Source organism: Marinobacter sp. THAF197a, from assembly GCF_009363275.1.
Classification (GTDB): domain Bacteria; phylum Pseudomonadota; class Gammaproteobacteria; order Pseudomonadales; family Oleiphilaceae; genus Marinobacter.
In genome coordinates this window covers 4,230,991-4,247,917 of the sequence record NZ_CP045324.1, presented here as the reverse complement: position 1 = coordinate 4,247,917, position 16,927 = coordinate 4,230,991, and the positions used below count along the sequence as shown (strand labels likewise).

Annotated in this window: 16 protein-coding genes; all 16 read left to right on the top strand. The window is 57.5% G+C overall.

Annotation, left to right across the window (positions count from 1 at the left end):
* The first annotated feature begins 178 nt into the window (after nt 1–178).
* The 16 genes from FIV08_RS19585 (at nt 179) to glmS (ending at nt 16,830) form a co-directional block, all read left to right on the top strand.
* Nucleotides 179–1,474: an MFS transporter gene (locus tag FIV08_RS19585; protein WP_152439539.1), complete on the top strand. Its 1,296-nt coding sequence runs from the start codon at nt 179–181 to the stop codon at nt 1,472–1,474.
* 351 nt (nt 1,475–1,825) lie between these two features.
* Nucleotides 1,826–3,712: a tRNA uridine-5-carboxymethylaminomethyl(34) synthesis enzyme MnmG gene (gene mnmG / locus FIV08_RS19580; protein WP_152439538.1), complete on the top strand. Its 1,887-nt coding sequence runs from the start codon at nt 1,826–1,828 to the stop codon at nt 3,710–3,712.
* A 1-nt stretch (nt 3,713) separates the two neighbouring features.
* A complete protein-coding gene (gene rsmG, locus FIV08_RS19575; RefSeq protein ID WP_152439537.1) occupies nt 3,714–4,349 on the top strand; it encodes a 16S rRNA (guanine(527)-N(7))-methyltransferase RsmG in 636 nt (211 codons plus the stop codon).
* Between the two features lie 31 nt (nt 4,350–4,380).
* Nucleotides 4,381–5,175, top strand: a complete 795-nt coding sequence (locus tag FIV08_RS19570; RefSeq protein ID WP_058090909.1) for a ParA family protein — start codon at nt 4,381–4,383, stop codon at nt 5,173–5,175.
* Between the two features lie 60 nt (nt 5,176–5,235).
* Nucleotides 5,236–6,111: a ParB/RepB/Spo0J family partition protein gene (locus FIV08_RS19565; RefSeq protein ID WP_058090954.1), complete on the top strand. Its 876-nt coding sequence runs from the start codon at nt 5,236–5,238 to the stop codon at nt 6,109–6,111.
* Nucleotides 6,112–6,314: 203 nt separating this feature from the next.
* Complete coding sequence (locus FIV08_RS19560) at nt 6,315–6,722, top strand: ATP synthase subunit I (RefSeq protein ID WP_082780615.1); 408 nt, start codon at nt 6,315–6,317, stop codon at nt 6,720–6,722.
* A gap of 18 nt (nt 6,723–6,740) precedes the next feature.
* Nucleotides 6,741–7,610 (top strand): F0F1 ATP synthase subunit A, encoded by an 870-nt coding sequence (gene atpB / locus FIV08_RS19555; RefSeq protein WP_061333190.1) that lies wholly within the window; start codon nt 6,741–6,743, stop codon nt 7,608–7,610.
* An 85-nt stretch (nt 7,611–7,695) separates the two neighbouring features.
* Nucleotides 7,696–7,923: a F0F1 ATP synthase subunit C gene (gene atpE, locus FIV08_RS19550; RefSeq protein WP_058090906.1), complete on the top strand. Its 228-nt coding sequence runs from the start codon at nt 7,696–7,698 to the stop codon at nt 7,921–7,923.
* Between the two features lie 96 nt (nt 7,924–8,019).
* Nucleotides 8,020–8,490: a F0F1 ATP synthase subunit B gene (locus FIV08_RS19545; protein WP_152439536.1), complete on the top strand. Its 471-nt coding sequence runs from the start codon at nt 8,020–8,022 to the stop codon at nt 8,488–8,490.
* Nucleotides 8,491–8,502: 12 nt separating this feature from the next.
* Entirely contained in the window at nt 8,503–9,039 is a 537-nt protein-coding gene (locus FIV08_RS19540) for a F0F1 ATP synthase subunit delta (protein ID WP_152439535.1), read from the top strand.
* A gap of 28 nt (nt 9,040–9,067) precedes the next feature.
* The gene (gene atpA, locus FIV08_RS19535) at nt 9,068–10,612 is read left to right on the top strand and encodes a F0F1 ATP synthase subunit alpha (protein WP_058090903.1); all 1,545 of its coding nucleotides are present in this window, start codon (nt 9,068–9,070) and stop codon (nt 10,610–10,612) included.
* Between the two features lie 70 nt (nt 10,613–10,682).
* Nucleotides 10,683–11,543, top strand: coding sequence for a F0F1 ATP synthase subunit gamma (gene atpG, locus FIV08_RS19530; RefSeq protein ID WP_152439534.1), 861 nt, complete (start codon nt 10,683–10,685; stop codon nt 11,541–11,543).
* A 54-nt stretch (nt 11,544–11,597) separates the two neighbouring features.
* The gene (atpD, locus tag FIV08_RS19525; RefSeq protein WP_058090901.1) at nt 11,598–12,992 is read left to right on the top strand and encodes a F0F1 ATP synthase subunit beta; all 1,395 of its coding nucleotides are present in this window, start codon (nt 11,598–11,600) and stop codon (nt 12,990–12,992) included.
* A gap of 38 nt (nt 12,993–13,030) precedes the next feature.
* Complete coding sequence (locus tag FIV08_RS19520) at nt 13,031–13,453, top strand: F0F1 ATP synthase subunit epsilon (RefSeq protein WP_152439533.1); 423 nt, start codon at nt 13,031–13,033, stop codon at nt 13,451–13,453.
* A 150-nt stretch (nt 13,454–13,603) separates the two neighbouring features.
* Nucleotides 13,604–14,968, top strand: coding sequence for a bifunctional UDP-N-acetylglucosamine diphosphorylase/glucosamine-1-phosphate N-acetyltransferase GlmU (glmU, locus tag FIV08_RS19515; protein ID WP_152439532.1), 1,365 nt, complete (start codon nt 13,604–13,606; stop codon nt 14,966–14,968).
* A 29-nt stretch (nt 14,969–14,997) separates the two neighbouring features.
* Nucleotides 14,998–16,830, top strand: a complete 1,833-nt coding sequence (glmS, locus tag FIV08_RS19510; protein WP_152439531.1) for a glutamine--fructose-6-phosphate transaminase (isomerizing) — start codon at nt 14,998–15,000, stop codon at nt 16,828–16,830.
* The last annotated feature ends 97 nt before the right edge of the window (nt 16,831–16,927 follow it).

Sequence of the window (16,927 nt, the reverse complement as noted above, 5' to 3'; positions counted from 1 at the left end):
GATGAGGTCACTGGGAAAAGCTAAAGCCATTTCCGTGCCATTGGTATCTGGTTTGAGAAAAACGAGGCTTGGCCTGGCTTTAAGAGGCACAAGTGCTCCGGGGTTTGTCACGGTTCGCACCATAAGGGTGCTGAAATATCAGACAACGGCAGTTATTCGCACCAGGAAACAACAGTCTATGAGTCAACACAGTCAGTTCCGGTTATTGGGCCAACGGCGGTTTTTGCCGTTCTACCTGACCCAGTTCTCCGGCGCCTTCAACGACAACCTCTACAAAAACGCCCTGTTGCTTCTGATTACCTTTCAGGCCGGTGGTCTGATGGGATTGTCGGTGAATGTGGTGGTCAACATCGCCGCGTTCCTGTTCATCCTGCCGTTCTTCCTGTTTTCCGGTATCGCCGGCCAGATGGCTGACCGCTATGAAAAGGCCGTGATCATCCGTAATGTCAAAGCGGCGGAAATCGGCATCATGCTGGTGGCGGCCACGGGGCTCTGGTTTGGCTGGTACGAGCTGCTACTGGTGTTGTTGTTCCTGATGGGGGTGCAGTCCACCTTCTTCGGTCCGGTCAAGTATTCGATTCTGCCCAGGGTGCTGACCGACGACGAGCTGGTCGGCGGCAATGGCCTGGTCAGCATGGGCACCTTTGTCGCGATCTTGCTGGGTACCATTGCTGCGGGCCTGATCATGGGGGCGGAACAGGCCGCCAGGGTGACCGCGGTTGGTGTGGTGGTGATGGCGGTGCTGGGCTATCTGGCCGCCCGGCAAGTACCCAATACCCGGGATGAATCTCCGGGGGTACGGGTGCGGTTCCGGCCGTTGCTGGAAACCTGGCGGCTGATGTCGGTGGCGGCGGAACGGCGCCAGGTACTGTGGGCGATTCTGGCCATCTCCTGGTTCTGGTTTCTGGGTGCCGCCTACCTGACCCAGTTCCCCAACTTCGCCAAAACCTGGCTGGCCGGGGATGAAACCGTGGTCACCCTGTTGCTGGCGATGTTTATCGTGGGTATTTCCATCGGCTCAATGCTGTGTGAGCGGCTGACCAAACACCGGATAACCCTGTCGCCGGTACCCTGGGGGGCGCTGGGCCTGACGCTGCTGGGCATCGACCTCTTCTTCGCGGTACCCGCAGACCCCAGCCCCTCTACCTGGCTCAGCCTGATCACCGAGCCTGTGTATATCCGGGTATTGCTGGATCTGGTGGGGATCGGCATCTGTGGCGGGCTGTTCATAGTGCCGCTGTATGCCTTTATCCAGCATGAAACCCCGGATCACAAGCGGGCGCGCATCATTGCCGCCCTGAACGTGATCAACTCGCTGTTCATGGTGTGCAGTGCCCTGGCAGGCATTGTGGTTCTGGGTGTGCTGGAGCTGGGAATCCCCGGGTTTTTCCTGATGTTGTCACTGCTTAACGCCCTGGTGTGGATGAGTGTGCTGGGGTTGCGGCGCCGGGCCGAAAAATCTGTGGATAATTAATGGGAAAACCTACGGATAAGCTCCGAATAAAACTTTTCATTGCATTTAAAAACAAGTAGTTATGATGAATTTCAGGCGTTGAAAAAGTGATCAAGGATGTGGATAACTTTCTTGAAAACTTTTCTGAGAAGCTGCTGACAACTGACTGAAAAGCAAAAAATTTCGGTTTTTACCTAGCCTGAGCCCCGGGTTTATCCACCGGATTTCCGGGCACCCGCCGCCGGGATGCTTTTCGCAGGGGCGATATCTGGTTAAAATTTGCACATTCAGACTGCAATTTCGCCGGCGAGGCGTTATACTCGCCGCCCTGTTTTTATACCCATTTTTATAGCCCGATTTCCGAGGTGTAGTGTGGAGTTTCCGACCCGTTTCGATGTCATTGTCATTGGTGGTGGCCATGCCGGTACTGAAGCCGCCCTGGCAGCCGCGCGCATGGGTTCGCAAACCCTGCTGCTGACCCACAACATTGAGACTCTGGGGCAGATGTCCTGTAACCCCGCCATCGGGGGTATCGGCAAGAGCCACCTGGTGAAGGAAATCGACGCCTTGGGCGGCGCCATGGCCCGGGCTACCGATCAGGCGGGTATCCAGTTCCGGGTACTGAACAGCCGTAAGGGCCCTGCAGTGCGTGCCACCCGCGCCCAGGCTGACCGGATTCTGTACAAGGCAGCCATTCGCCATACTCTGGAAAACCAGCCCAACCTGACCCTGTTCCAGCAGGCAGCAGACGACCTGATTGTGGAAAACGATCAGGTGGTGGGTGTGGTTACCCAGACCGGCATCCGCTTCAACGCCAAAACCGTGGTGCTGACCACCGGTACCTTCCTGGGCGGCGTTATCCACATCGGTATGCAGCACCATGCCGGCGGTCGCGCCGGTGATGCGCCGGCCAATGCCCTGGCCAAGCGCCTGCGGGAACTGCCGTTCAACGTTGGCCGGCTGAAAACCGGTACGCCGCCGCGCATTGATGCCCGAACCGTGGATTTTTCGGCGATGCAGCAGCAGTGGGGCGACGACCCGACACCGGTGATGTCCTTTATCGGCAGCCGTGACGAGCATCCCGAGCAGATCTGTTGCTACGTCACCCGCACCACCGAAGAAACCCACGACATCATCCGCAGTGGTTTTGACCGCTCGCCCATGTTCGCCGGGAACATCGAGGGCGTGGGCCCGCGCTATTGCCCGTCCATCGAGGACAAGGTCAACCGCTTTTCCGACAAGGATTCGCACCAGATTTTCGTCGAGCCCGAGGGCCTGACCACCAACGAACTGTACCCGAACGGCATTTCCACCAGCCTGCCGTTCGATATCCAGCTCAAGGCTGTGCGCTCCATTCCCGGTTTTGAAAACGCCCACATCCTGCGCCCGGGTTACGCCATCGAATACGATTACCTGAACCCCCAGGACCTGCGCCACACCCTGGAAACCAAGTTCATCCAGGGCCTGTACTTTGCCGGCCAGATCAACGGCACCACCGGCTATGAAGAAGCTGGCGCCCAGGGCTTGCTGGCGGGCATCAACGCCGCCTTGCGGGCTCAGGAAAAAGCCGAATGGTATCCGCGTCGGGATGAAGCCTACCTGGGCGTACTGGTGGACGACCTGATCACCATGGGGACCAGCGAGCCCTACCGCATGTTCACCAGCCGTGCCGAATATCGGCTGATCCTGCGGGAAGACAACGCTGACCTGCGCCTGACCGAAACCGGCCGCAAGCTGGGCCTGGTGGATGACGAACGCTGGCAGAAGTTCAGCGACAAGTGCGAAGGCATCGCCAAAGAGCGCAGCCGGCTGGAAAGCACCCGCATTCACCCGAACACCGACGCCGGTGAGCGGGCCAACGGTTACCTGAAACAGCCGATGACCCGGGACCAGTCCCTGGCCGAGCTGCTGCGCCGCCCCGAAATCGCCTACCAGCACATTGCCGAGATCGGTGCCGAACAGGCCGACGACCCGACTGTGGCCGAGCAGGTGGAAATCGAGATCAAGTACGAAGGCTACATCTCCCGCCAGGCTGATGAAATCGAGCGCCTGCGCCGGAATGAGAACACCGCACTGCCGGTAGACCTGGACTATGAGGTGATTGGGGGCTTGTCGAACGAGATCAAACAGAAGCTGCAAACCGTACGGCCGGAAACCGTGGCTCAGGCCTCACGCATCCAGGGTGTCACGCCGGCCGCGGTGAGCCAGATTCTGGTGCACCTGAAAAAGCGGGACCTGCTCAGAAAGCAGAGCGCCTGAGATGACTTATCCACAATGGCCACGCCAGCTGAGCGATGGGCTGGCGGCGATGAATCTGTCTCTCAGCGAAGGCCAGCAGCAACAGTTGCTGGCTTTTCTGGCTCTGCTGAACAAATGGAACAAGGCCTACAACCTCACCGCCGTGCGGGATGAGCGGGTGATGGTGTCGCGGCAGTTGCTCGACAGCCTGAGTATCCTGCCCTGGGTGACCACCGACCATTTGCTGGATGTTGGCGCTGGTGGCGGTCTGCCGGGTATCCCCCTGGCCATTGTGTTCCCGGAAAAACGCTTTACCCTGCTTGACAGCAATGGCAAGAAAACCCGGTTCCTGAACCAGTGTGTGCTTGAACTGGGGCTAGGCAACGTTGAGGTAATTCATGGCCGGGCGGAAGACTGCCAGCCGGATCAGCCATTCACCCAGATCAGCAGCCGGGCCTTTACCGCCCTGGAGAACCTGGTGACCTGGTGTGGCCCGTTGCTTGCGAGTGAGGGTGAGTTCCTTGCCATGAAAGGCCAGTATCCGGATGATGAAGTAGCTGCCCTTCCGGCCGGCTGGCAGGTAGAATCCAGCCATTCCCTGAAGGTGCCCGGTGCAGATGGCGAGAGGCACTTGCTGATCGTCACCCGGGCTGAGTAAACCCGCTAACCCCAAGAGCAGGAGGCAAAGCATGGCGCGCGTGATTGCTGTGACCAATCAGAAAGGCGGTGTGGGCAAAACCACCACCTGCGTCAATCTTGCCGCGTCTCTTGCCGCCACCAAACGCCGGGTGCTGCTGGTGGATATGGACCCCCAGGGTAACGCCACCATGGGCAGCGGTGTCGACAAGAATAGCCTGCAGTTGTCCGGTTACGACGTGCTCACCAAACGTGCCAGCGCTGCCGAAGTGATTGTCAGGGCTGAGGCCTCCGGTTTTGACATACTGCCCGCCAACGGCGACCTGACCGCGGCGGAAGTGGAACTGATGAACGAAATCGGTCGGGAGCACCGGCTGCGCCTGACTCTTAACACCGTTCGCGAGAATTACGATTACATCCTCATTGATTGCCCGCCGTCCCTGAACCTGCTGACCGTCAATGCCCTGTCGGCGTCGGATTCGGTGCTCATCCCCATGCAATGCGAATACTACGCACTGGAAGGCCTGGCTGCGTTGATGAACACCGTGGAGCAGATCAAGGAAACGGTGAACCCGAATCTTGAGGTGGAAGGCATCCTGCGCACCATGTACGACCCGCGCAACAGCCTGACCCTGGATGTCTCCGGTCAGCTTAACGAGTATTTTGGTGACAAGGTCTACCGGGCGGTGATTCCCCGCAACGTGCGCCTGGCCGAAGCGCCGAGTTACGGTATGCCGGCGCTGGCCTACGACCGGGCCTCCAAAGGCGCCATTGCCTATCTGGCCCTGGCCGGAGAGATGGTGCGCCGGCACGGATCGAAAAAGACATCCGCCGCGGTTGCGGTGTAACATAGTTCGCCGTCAGGCGACCATGCATCCACCATTTCAACAGGAAGAATGACAACCACCATGGCGGCGAAGAAACGAGGTTTGGGCGAACGGGGTTTGGGGGCACTGCTTCAGGGTTCCAAGGTTAACCTGAACCAGGAAACCAGCAATCACGATGGCGAGCTGCGGGACATTCCCGTGGATCTGATCCAGCGCGGGCGTTATCAGCCCCGCCGTGACATGGACCCGGCCGCCCTGCAGGAACTGGCTGATTCCATTCGCCAACAGGGTGTGATGCAGCCGGTGGTGGTTCGCCCCATCGCTGAAGGCCGCTATGAACTGATTGCCGGTGAACGCCGTTGGCGCGCCACCCAGATCGCCGAACTGGACCGCATTCCCGCCATTATCCGCGATGTCCCCGACGAAGCCGCCATTGCCATGGCGCTGATCGAGAATATCCAACGGGAAAATCTCAATCCGATCGAAGAAGCCTTCGCCCTGCAACGCCTGCAGGAAGAATTTGGCCTGACCCAGGCCCAGGTGGCAGAAGCGGTGGGTAAATCCCGCACCACCATCACCAACCTGCTGCGCCTGATTGGCCTTACCGAAGATGTCCGCACCATGCTGGAACACGGTGACCTGGAAATGGGCCATGGTCGCGCCATGCTCACCCTGCCGCCAGAACAGCAGATGCAGGTGGCCCGACAGGTGGTGGCCAAGTCACTGTCAGTACGCCAGACCGAAGCCCTGGTGCGCCGGATTCAACAGGAAAAACCGCAGGCCGAAAACACCCCAAGCAAAGGCCTGGACCCGAATATTCGCGCCCTGCAGGATGATCTTTCCGATCGCCTTGGTGCCCGGGTAGCGATCAACCATGGCAAACGGGGTAAGGGCAAAGTGGTGATCGAATACAGTTCACTGGATGAGCTGGATGGTATTCTGGGCCATATCCGCTAAGTCAGCCGAATAATCGGGAAAAATCATCCTAAAGTCCCGCTTTTCGCATTAAACACCACATGTGGTTGCTCCGGAGGTTGCAGAACACAACTTGTGTTATCTGCTATCAAATCTTGAATCGATCTGGTTAAAACTTGGCCAATTTTTCCGCCGAGTTGTGTTGAACAGCTATCGGTTAACACATATAATTCCGCGCGCTTGGAATGACAGCTGGTGACATGACACGTTCGAAGAAAGCCATCATGCGTTTGCCGCTCCTGAAGTGGCTGGTTATCGAGATGGCGGCTCTGGTCACTATCAGTCTGTTGTGGTTGTTTGAAAGTCGTTTGGCCGGGTATTCCGCGTTTATCGGCGGTCTTATTTTTGTCATACCAAACGCGTATTTTGCTCACCGGATGTACCGGTACCAAGGCGCCCGACACGCGCGCCTGATGGTGGGCAATATGTTCAGGGCAGAAGGCATCAAGCTCGCCCTTACCGCAGTGGGTTTTGCGGCAGTTTTCATCTTGATGGAGCCAGTACATGTACCGGCTCTGTTATTCACTTTTGCTGTAATGGTTGTTCTCAGTGGCGTGCTGCGCTTCCTGATTCAACCGCAAAGACAGCTATAGACTGGACGTGAGAGCAGTATGGCAGCTGATACCCCAGTAGAATATATACAACACCACCTTCAGAACCTCACTTACGGCAAGCTCCCCGCCGGTTATGAGAGGGTCGACCCCTACACCAACGATGTCACCGTGTTGCAGGAGGCTTCCTGGACGTTCGCGCGTACCTCGGCCGAAGCAACCGACATGGGCTTCATGGCGTTCCACGTGGACACCCTGGGCTGGTCCATTTTTATGGGCATCCTGTTCCTGACCATCTTCCGTATGGTTGCCAAGCGGGCCACCAGCGGCGTGCCCTCCGGGCTGCAGAATGTGGTCGAAATGACCGTCGAATTTGTTCAGACCATCGTTCGTGATGGCTTCCACGGCAGGAACCCGGTCATCGCGCCGCTGGCCCTGACCATGTTTGTCTGGATCTTCCTGATGAACAGCCTGAAGCTGATCCCGGTGGACTTTATTCCCCAGATCGCCCACGCGCTGGGTCTTGAATACTTCAAGATTGTACCGACCACCGATCCCAATGGTACCTTCGGTATCTCCATCGGTGTGTTCCTGCTGATCATCTTCTACAGCATCAAGGTAAAAGGTGCTGGCGGCTTCGCCAAGGAATTGTCCTTCACACCGTTCAACCATTGGGCGCTGGTACCCTTTAACCTGGTACTGGAAATCCTGGGCCTGCTGACCAAGCCGCTGAGCCTTGCACTGCGTCTGTTTGGTAACATGTACGCCGGTGAGGTAGTGTTCATTCTTATCGCGATTCTGCCGTTCTGGGTGCAGTGGACGCTGAACGTGCCCTGGGCGATCTTCCACATTCTGGTGGTCACGCTGCAGGCCTTTATCTTCACAACGCTGGCGGTGGTTTATCTGAGCCAGGCACACGAAGATCATTAACGGACAGTACAGAAGAAGTTTCGTAAAACCTGGATTGTGAAATCCCTAATTAACCTTTAATAAACTGAAAGCTAAGGAGTTTTAAATGGAAATCGTATTCATCGCAGCTGCTATCATCCTGGGTTCTGGCGCTCTGGCCACCGGTATTGGCTTCGCTCTGCTGGGCGGCAAACTGCTCGAGTCTTCTGCTCGTCAGCCTGAAATGGCTCCGCAGCTGCAAACCAAGACCTTCATCATGGCTGGTCTGCTTGACGCTGTTCCGATGATCGGTGTTGGTATCGCGATGTACCTGATCTTCGTTGTAGCTGGTTAATTACACCCGAGAAGCCAGGGCGCTGCTCACTTGAGTTGAGGACGCGCCCGGTTTTCCGGAAACCAGGACGCAACGAATAGCAAGAGGTATATTGCCGTGAATATAAACCTTACGTTGATAGGGCAAGCGATTGCCTTCGCTATTTTCGTCTGGTTCTGCGTCAAATATGTGTGGCCGCCCATTACGGCTGCCATGGAAGCGCGCCAGAAGAAAATCGCCGACGGCCTTTCTGCCGCAGATCGGGCTTCCCTCGATCTGGAACTCGCGCAGGAAAAAGCCTCCAAAGAATTGCAAAAAGCAAAACAGGAAGCTGCAGCCCTGATTGACCAGGCCAACAAGCGTGCCGCCCAGATTGTGGAAGCGTCCAAAGACGATGCCCGCAAAGAAGGCGAAAAGCTTATTGAGCAGGCCAGGGCCGAAATTCAACAGGAGCGTGTTCAGGCTCGCGACGCACTGCGCAAAGAAGTGGCGATACTTGCCATTGCCGGTGCTGAGAAGATCCTGGAAACCTCTGTAGATGCCAAAGCTCACAGCGAGATGCTGGACAAGCTGGCCGCAGAACTCTAAACGAGGGTCATCATGGCACAACTGACTACGTTAGCCCGACCCTACGCGAAAGCCGTATTCGATGCCGCTAAAGAACAGAATGCCGTTGATCAGTGGGATCAGGCACTGGCTTTTGCAGGTCTGGTCGCGGCTGACCAAGAGGTAGCGAACATCCTGGCCAATCCCGGCCTGTCTGAGCAACGCAAGGCGGAACTCTTCGCCGATTGTTTCGAAGAGCCCCTGCCTGAAGCACTCAGAAATTTCCTGTTGATTCTTGCTGAAAACAAGCGTCTGGCGCTGTTGCCGGAAGTTGCTACGCTGTTCAGTCTGTATCGCGCGGATCTCGAGCGCACCGTCAAACTGGCGGTGAACACAGCGTTCGAACTGTCTGCCGACGAACAGCAGACGTTGATCAAAGCACTGTCCGAAAAGCTGGAGCGCAAGGTTGAGCTTGAAACCGCGGTGGATCAGTCCCTGATCGGCGGCGTTGTAGTACGTACAGGCGACCTGGTTATCGACGCTTCAGTCCGTGGCAAGCTGGCCAGAATGGCCAAGGCTCTGGGCTCCTGATTTCAGCACAAGGTTTGAGGACAAAGGCATGCAGCAACTGAATCCATCCGAGATCAGTGACATCATCAAGAAGAGAATCGAGAAACTCGACATCTCTTCGGAAGCAAAGAACGAAGGTACGATCCTGTCAGTATCTGACGGCATCGTATTGATCCACGGTCTGGCCGACGTTATGTACGGCGAGATGATTGAATTTGCCAACGGCACCTACGGCATGGCTCTGAACCTGGAGCGTGACTCTGTTGGTGCAGTGGTACTGGGCGACTTCGAAGGTCTGGCCGAAGGTCAGAAAGTTCGTTGTACCGGCCGTATCCTGGAAGTGCCGGTTGGTAACGAACTGCTGGGCCGTGTGGTTGACTCCCTGGGTAACCCGATCGACGGTAAAGGCGAGCTGGGCAACAGCCTGACCTCTCCGGTTGAGAAGGTTGCACCTGGCGTTATCGCCCGTCAGTCCGTTGACGAGCCGGTTCAGACCGGTCTCAAAGCTATCGACACCATGGTTCCCATCGGTCGTGGCCAGCGTGAGCTGATCATCGGTGACCGTCAGATCGGTAAGACCGCTGTGGCGATTGACGCGATCATCAACCAGAAGAACACCGGCATCAAGTGTATCTACGTTGCCGTCGGCCAGAAGCAGTCTTCCATTGCCGCGGTTGTGCGCAAGCTGGAAGAGCACGGCGCCATGGACCACACCATCGTGGTTGCCGCCGGTGCCGCTGATCCTGCCGCCATGCAGTTCCTGGCTCCGTACTCCGGTACCTCCATGGGTGAATTCTTCCGTGACCGCGGTGAAGACGCTCTGATCGTATACGACGACCTGTCCAAGCAGGCTGTGGCTTACCGTCAGATCTCCCTGCTGCTGCGTCGTCCGCCAGGACGTGAAGCATTCCCGGGTGACGTTTTCTACCTGCACTCCCGTCTGCTGGAGCGCGCTTCCCGCGTTAACGCTGACTACGTTGAGCAGTTCACCAACGGTGAAGTGAAAGGCAAGACCGGCTCCCTGACCGCGCTGCCGATCATCGAAACCCAGGCCGGTGACGTTTCTGCGTTCGTACCGACCAACGTGATCTCCATCACCGATGGTCAGATCTTCCTGGAAACCAACCTGTTCAACTCCGGTATCCGTCCGGCCATGAACGCCGGTATCTCCGTATCCCGGGTAGGTGGTGCAGCCCAGACCAAGATCATGAAGAAGCTCGGCGGTAACATCCGTCTGGCCCTGGCCCAGTATCGGGAACTGGCGGCATTCGCCCAGTTCGCTTCTGATCTTGACGAAGCAACCCGTCGTCAGCTGGAGCACGGTCAGCGCGTTACCGAGCTGATGAAGCAGAACCAGTACAGCCCGATGACCGTTGCGGAAATGGGCACTGTACTGTTCGCAGCAAACGAAGGCTTCCTGGACGATGTTGATGTAAACAAAGTTGTGAAGTTTGAAGCACAGCTGCTGGACTGGATGCGTTCCGAGCAGAAAGAGCTTCTCGACAAGATCGGCCCCGAGGGCAACTTCAACGACGACATCACCGCTGGCCTGAAAGCTGCTCTGGAGAAATTCAAGACCACTCAGAGCTGGTAAATCCACTGGGCCCGCCATTGTGCGGGCCTGCTGGTCCCTTTGAGTGTCTAACTTGAAAAGGCAGTGACTTATGGCCGTCGGAAAAGAAATACGTAACCAGATTGGAAGCATCAAGAGCACGCAGAAGATCACTTCCGCCATGGAAATGGTGGCGGCGAGTAAAATGCGTAAAGCTCAGGACCGTATGCAGGCCACTCGCCCATACGCCGAAAAGATGCTGCAGGTAATCGGACACATTGCCAAGTCCAACAAGGATTACCGTCATCCGTTCATGCAGGAGCGTGAGGTCAAGCGGGTAGGCTACATTGTAGTGTCCTCCGACCGTGGCCTGTGTGGTGGTTTGAACACCAATGTTTTCAAACTGCTCGTTCGCGAAATGCGTGAATGGAAACAAAAGGGTGTTGAGACCGACATCTGCGCCATTGGGCAAAAAGGCGCGTCTTTCTTCCGTAACTACGGTGGCAACGTTGTAGCGGCGGTTACCCACATGGGTGACAACCCGTCTGCAAGTGAGCTGATTGGTAGCGTCAAGGTAATGCTTGATGGTTTCGAGCAGGGCAAGATTGATCGCCTGTACCTTGTGAGCAATGAGTTTGTGAACACCATGACTCAGAGCCCGCATTCGCTGCAGCTGCTGCCATTGCCGGAAGGTGATGACGAAGATGTAGGTCACCAGTGGGATTATCTCTATGAGCCGGATTCACGTCCGATTCTTGACGGGCTACTGCCACGTTATATCGAATCCCAGGTGTATCAGGGTGTGGTAGAGAATCTGGCCTGTGAACAGGCTGCCCGGATGATTGCCATGAAGAGCGCGACAGACAACGCCGGTGGCATCATCGATGAGCTTCAGCTGGCCTATAACAAGGCCCGCCAGGCAGCTATCACCCAAGAGATTTCGGAGATTGTGAGCGGCGCGGCATCTGTTTGATAACGCTCACAAACCTACTGGTTTTATTGACTACTAGATAACGAGGAACCGAGCATGAGTAGCGGACACATCGTTCAGATCATTGGCGCGGTTATCGACGTGGAATTCCCACGTGACTCCGTGCCAAGCGTTTATGACGCACTGCTGCTTGAAGGTGGCGAAACAACTCTGGAAGTCCAGCAGCAGCTGGGTGACGGCATTGTTCGTACCATCGCAATGGGCAGCACCGAAGGCCTCAAGCGTGGCCTGAAAGCTGAGAATACCGGCAAGCCGATTTCAGTACCCGTGGGCACCCAGACTCTGGGCCGCATCATGGACGTACTGGGCCGTCCGATCGACGAGCAGGGCGACATCGGTGAAGAAGAGCGTTGGGCTATCCACCGCAAAGCACCGGGCTACGCCGACCAGGCAGCGTCTGCTGACCTGCTGGAAACCGGGATCAAGGTTATCGACCTGATCTGCCCGTTCGCCAAGGGTGGTAAGGTTGGCCTGTTCGGTGGTGCCGGTGTAGGCAAAACCGTAAACATGATGGAACTGATCAACAACATCGCGAAAGAGCACTCCGGTCTCTCCGTATTCGCCGGTGTTGGTGAGCGTACCCGTGAGGGTAACGACTTCTACTACGAAATGAAGGAGTCTAACGTTCTCGATAAGGTTGCCATGGTTTACGGCCAGATGAACGAGCCCCCAGGAAACCGTCTGCGTGTGGCCCTGACCGGTCTCACCATGGCCGAGAAGTTCCGTGACGAAGGCCGTGACGTTCTGTTGTTCGTTGACAACATCTACCGTTACACCCTGGCCGGTACCGAAGTATCTGCACTGCTGGGCCGTATGCCTTCAGCGGTAGGTTACCAGCCGACTCTGGCGGAAGAGATGGGTCAGCTGCAGGAGCGGATCACCTCTACCAAGAACGGTTCTATCACCTCTATCCAGGCGGTCTACGTACCGGCGGATGACTTGACTGACCCGTCTCCGGCCACCACCTTCTCGCACCTTGACGCGACCGTGGTACTGAGCCGTGACATCGCCTCCAAGGGTATCTACCCGGCGATCGATCCGCTCGACTCCACCTCCCGTCAGCTGGACCCGCTGGTGATCGGCGAGCAGCACTACAACGTTGCCCGTGGTGTTCAGAACGTTCTGCAGCGTTACAAGGAACTGAAAGACATCATCGCGATCCTGGGTATGGACGAGCTGTCTGAAGAAGACAAGCTGACCGTAGCCCGTGCCCGTAAGATCGAGCGCTTCCTGTCTCAGCCGTTCCACGTAGCGGAAGTATTTACCGGTTCCCCGGGTAAGTACGTGTCTCTGAAGGAAACCATCGCCAGCTTCGAAGGCATCCTGAACGGTGACTACGACGACATGCCGGAGCAGGCCTTCTACATGTGCGGTGGCATCGAAGAGGCAATCGAGAAGGCTAAGGCAATGAAAGCGAAAGAAGGCAAGTAAATTACCTTCTTCCCTTTCTGACCCAAGAGGCGTAAGAAATGGCTATGACCGTACATTGTGACGTCGTAAGTGCCGAAGAAAAAATCTACTCGGGCCTGGTGGAGATGCTGATCGCCACCGGAACCGAGGGTGAGCTAGGCATCCAGCTTGGCCATGCTCCGCTGCTGACCGAGCTCAAGCCCGGCTCAGTGCGGATCATCAAGCAGGGTGGCACCGAGGAGATTCTGTACGTTTCCGGTGGTTATCTGGAAGTGCAGCCGAACCTGGTGACCCTGATGGCTGATACCGCAGTTCGTGCCAAGGATGTGGACGAAGCGGCAGCCCTGGAAGCCCAGAAGCAAGCCGAGAAGGCACTGGCGAACAAGACAGGCGAGTTCGAGTACTCCCGTGCTGCCGCCGAGCTGGCAGAAGCCGCCGCTCAGCTGCGCACCATCCAGAAACTGCGCAAGCACCTGCGCTAAGCAGGGTTTGTGTCAGGGCCCGGACTGGCCTGACCGTGAACCGCATCCGCAGGTGGATAACCAGCCACACCCGCAAGGGCAAGGCCGGTTATTCACCGGGACGCGGTTTTTTATTTTGAGTTTCACCACCAGATTGGAGCGTACCGCCCCATGAGCCCATTACACGTTGTGATCCTGGCGGCCGGCCAGGGCTCCCGAATGAAATCGGCGCTACCGAAGGTATTACACCCGGTGGCCGGCAAGGCCATGCTGCATCACGTGATTGATACCGCAAAGCAGCTGGGGGCGGAGAAAATTCACACGGTAATCGGCCACGGTGCAGATCAGGTGCGGGCATCACTGCACGAACCCTCGGTGAACTGGGTGATGCAGACCGAACAACTGGGTACCGGCCATGCCGTGGCCCAGGCCTTGCCGGATCTGCCGGACGACGCCCGGGTACTGGTGCTCTACGGCGATGTGCCGTTGACCCGCAAAGACACCCTCGACGCCATGGTCAGTGACCTGGACGATGGTAATCTGGCCCTGCTGACTGTGGATATGGACAACCCTCACGGCTATGGCCGGATCGTTCGTAACGCCGAGGGCCAGGTGCAGGCGATTGTGGAGCAGAAAGACGCCACCGCCGAGCAGCAAGATATCCAGGAGGTAAACACCGGTATCCTGGCCGTTTCTGCCCGGCACCTGAAAAGCTGGCTGCCCACGCTATCCAACAGCAACGCCCAGGGTGAATACTACCTGACCGACATCATCGCTATGGCTGTTGACCATGGCTTGTCCGTCACGGTGTCTCAGCCCCTGAACCCGTTTGAAGTGCAGGGCGTGAACAACCGCCTGCAACTGGCGGAGCTGGAGCGTTGGTACCAGCGCCAGCAGGCAGAAAGGCTGATGACCGAGGGAGCTACCCTGGCAGACCCGGCCCGGGTGGATGTACGCGGTGAGCTGACCATTGGTAACGACCTATGGATTGATGTGAACGCGGTGTTTGAGGGTAAAGTCAGCCTTGGCAGCAACGTGGTGATCGGTGCGAACTGTGTGATCAAGGATTCCACCATTGCTGATGGCGCTGAAATCAAAGCCAACAGCGTGCTTGAAGGCGCGATTGTAGGCGCCAATGCCCAGATTGGCCCGTTCGCCCGCCTGCGCCCGGGTACCGAACTGGCCGCCAACACCAAGGTGGGCAACTTTGTCGAGACCAAGAAAGCGGTAGTGGGTGAGGGCAGTAAGATCAACCACCTGAGTTACGTGGGCGATGCCTCATTGGGTCGTAATGTGAATGTGGGTGCAGGCACCATCACCTGCAATTATGATGGGGTCAACAAGTTCAAAACCGAGATAGGCGACGGTGTGTTTGTGGGCTCCAACACCTCTCTGGTTGCACCGGTGACGGTGGCGGCCGAGGCCACCATTGGTGCGGGGTCTACCATCACCCGCAACGTCGCGGAAAGCGAACTGGCCGTGGCCCGGGGCAAGCAACGGAATATCGCGGGCTGGGAACGGCCGAAAAAAGCGTAACAACCGAATAACTGACAGGTGATAACAGCATGTGTGGGATTGTAGGAGCGGTTTCCGAACGGGATGTCCAGGGTATTCTGCTGGAGGGGCTCCGCCGCCTTGAATACCGGGGTTACGACTCCGCCGGCATGGCCGTGATCAACGGCAAGCCGGAAGTGCAGCGTGCCCGGGAAGTCGGTAAGGTTGCTGCCCTGGCCGATGCCATCAGCGCCAACCCCCTGGCCGGGCATCTCGGTATCGCCCATACCCGCTGGGCCACCCACGGTGAGCCATCCCAGGTGAACGCCCACCCGCACATGTCTGGTGACCGCCTGGCCATTGTCCACAATGGCATCATTGAGAATTATCAGGAACTCCGCGAAGAGTTGAAAGCCGAAGGCTTTGAGTTCACCTCCCAGACCGACACCGAAGTGGTCGCCCATCTGATTGGCAAGAACTACAAGGCCGGCGGCAGGCTTTACGATGCCGTGAAAGCCGCTATCAGCCGCCTGCGCGGTGCCTTTGCCCTGGCGGTTGTCCATGCCGACGAGCCGGACCACCTGGTGGTGTGCCGTGAAGGCAGCCCGCTGGTGGTGGGCGTGGGTATCGGCGAGAACTTCATCGCCTCTGACCAGCTGGCGCTGCTGCCGGTTACCGACCGGTTCATGTTCCTGGAAGAAGGCGACATCGCCGATATCCGCAAGGACAAGATCGAGATTCACGATCGCGAAGGCCAGGCGGTTGAGCGCGCCATCAACCGTTTCGAACACGGTGCCGATTCCGCCGACAAGGGCGAGTACCGCCATTACATGCTCAAGGAAATCTACGAGCAGCCGAAAGTGATCAAGGCCACCATGGAAGGCCGGATTACCGCTACCCGGGTGCTGGAGCAAGCCCTGGGTACCGATGCCGAAAACCTGCTGGAGAACGTGCGCCACGTCCAGATCATCGCCTGTGGAACCTCTTATCATGCCGGCATGGTGGCCCGTTACTGGATTGAAGACCTGGCCGGCGTACCCTGTTCCGTGGAAGTGGCCTCCGAGTTTCGCTACCGCAAACACGTGATTCAACCAGACACCCTGTTCCTGTGTATCTCTCAGTCTGGTGAGACCGCCGATACCCTGGCGGCGTTGCGCCAGGCGAAAAAAGCGGGCTTCCGTGCCGCGCTGGCAATCTGTAACGTCCCGGGCAGCTCCCTGGTGCGGGAATCTGACCTGGTGATCATGACCCAGGCCGGCCCTGAAATCGGTGTAGCCTCCACCAAAGCGTTCACCACCCAGCTGACCGCCCTGCTGATCTTCACCCTGGCCCTGGCCCGCCACAACGGCCTGAATGCCGAGCGGGAAGCCGACATCGTGAAGGCCATTCACCTGTTGCCGGGCCAGGTCAGCGATGTACTGGCCCTGGATGGCGAAATCGAGGAGATGTCCAAAGCCTTCATGGACAAGAACCACAGCCTGTTCCTGGGCCGGGGTTCCCAGTATCCGGTGGCCATGGAAGGCGCTCTCAAGCTCAAGGAGATCTCCTACATTCACGCCGAAGCCTACCCGGCCGGCGAGCTGAAACACGGCCCGCTGGCGTTGGTCGACAGTGAGATGCCGGTGGTTACCGTCGCGCCCAACAACGACCTGGTGGAAAAGCTTAAATCCAATCTCGAAGAAGTCCGTGCCCGCGGTGGTGAACTGTTCGTCTTCGCCGACAAAGCCGCAGAGGTAAAGCCGGAAGAGGGCATCCACGTGATGCAGTTGCCGTCGGTTCACGAAATCACTGCGCCGATCGTCTACACCGTGCCCCTGCAGTTGCTGTCTTACCACGTGGCGGTGCTCAAGGGCACCGATGTGGACCAGCCGCGCAACCTGGCCAAGAGTGTGACGGTGGAATAATCGCCTGGCTTGGAAAACTGAAAGCCAAGTGGGTTAACGAAAACAGGGTTGAAACGCTGGCGGTAACAGCCGCATTTCAACCCTGTCCATGTCATCC

Bases quoted from the DNA above. Each gene is read 5' to 3' on its own strand.
- rsmG (WP_152439537.1), top strand. From the start codon at position 3,714: ATGACTTATCCACAATGGCCACGCCAGCTGAGCGATGGGCTGGCGGCG.
- FIV08_RS19585 (WP_152439539.1), top strand. From the start codon at position 179: ATGAGTCAACACAGTCAGTTCCGGTTATTGGGCCAACGGCGGTTTTTG.
- atpA (WP_058090903.1), top strand. From the start codon at position 9,068: ATGCAGCAACTGAATCCATCCGAGATCAGTGACATCATCAAGAAGAGA.
- atpB (WP_061333190.1), top strand. From the start codon at position 6,741: ATGGCAGCTGATACCCCAGTAGAATATATACAACACCACCTTCAGAAC.
- glmU (WP_152439532.1), top strand. From the start codon at position 13,604: ATGAGCCCATTACACGTTGTGATCCTGGCGGCCGGCCAGGGCTCCCGA.
- FIV08_RS19560 (WP_082780615.1), top strand. From the start codon at position 6,315: ATGACAGCTGGTGACATGACACGTTCGAAGAAAGCCATCATGCGTTTG.
- FIV08_RS19540 (WP_152439535.1), top strand. From the start codon at position 8,503: ATGGCACAACTGACTACGTTAGCCCGACCCTACGCGAAAGCCGTATTC.
- atpE (WP_058090906.1), top strand. From the start codon at position 7,696: ATGGAAATCGTATTCATCGCAGCTGCTATCATCCTGGGTTCTGGCGCT.
- FIV08_RS19565 (WP_058090954.1), top strand. From the start codon at position 5,236: ATGGCGGCGAAGAAACGAGGTTTGGGCGAACGGGGTTTGGGGGCACTG.
- glmS (WP_152439531.1), top strand. From the start codon at position 14,998: ATGTGTGGGATTGTAGGAGCGGTTTCCGAACGGGATGTCCAGGGTATT.
- FIV08_RS19520 (WP_152439533.1), top strand. From the start codon at position 13,031: ATGGCTATGACCGTACATTGTGACGTCGTAAGTGCCGAAGAAAAAATC.
- atpD (WP_058090901.1), top strand. From the start codon at position 11,598: ATGAGTAGCGGACACATCGTTCAGATCATTGGCGCGGTTATCGACGTG.
- atpG (WP_152439534.1), top strand. From the start codon at position 10,683: ATGGCCGTCGGAAAAGAAATACGTAACCAGATTGGAAGCATCAAGAGC.
- FIV08_RS19570 (WP_058090909.1), top strand. From the start codon at position 4,381: ATGGCGCGCGTGATTGCTGTGACCAATCAGAAAGGCGGTGTGGGCAAA.